The sequence below is a fragment of the Streptococcus sp. KR genome (assembly GCF_002238115.1).
In the GTDB taxonomy this organism is placed as follows: domain Bacteria; phylum Bacillota; class Bacilli; order Lactobacillales; family Streptococcaceae; genus Streptococcus.
Genome location: NZ_NGVM01000154.1, coordinates 1 through 435, shown reverse-complemented (window position 1 = coordinate 435; position 435 = coordinate 1). Strand labels below are relative to the sequence as shown.

Genomic DNA, 435 nt, shown 5'->3' with positions numbered 1-435 from the left:
CTTACTTTCTGGTTCAGTAATGTCGAAGTAGTCGTTCACTTCTTTATTGAACACAATATCTTTTATGGCTTGGGCTTGAGCAACAAGTGTAGCTTTGCCTCCTTTAAAATCTGGTGCCTTGGACAATTGTTCCTCAAAGAAAGCAATATCTTGCGCATCTTGAAGATGAATGGAAACTGTTAATAGTTCAAAGCTTGATATTAAAAGCGCAGGGGTTCTGAATCTCTTCCAATTTTTTTTCAAATCATATTTGGACATATTTTCCTTGGCAGCTTGAAAATCTCCTTTTAGATAAGCCACTCGACCTTGGATAATTTGGTAATTCTCATGATATGTTGCTCTAAAGGGCTTAATAGATTTTTCTGATTGAACTCTTAACATGTCTTCATATAGCTTAAGATCAATAGAATCGTGTAACACTAGAACAATAACTTT

Annotated in this window: 1 pseudogene; it reads right to left on the bottom strand. The window is 34.9% G+C overall.

What is annotated here, in order from left to right:
- Window positions 1-435 (bottom strand): annotated as a pseudogene (locus tag CBI42_RS11370) (hypothetical protein); the annotation flags it as partial.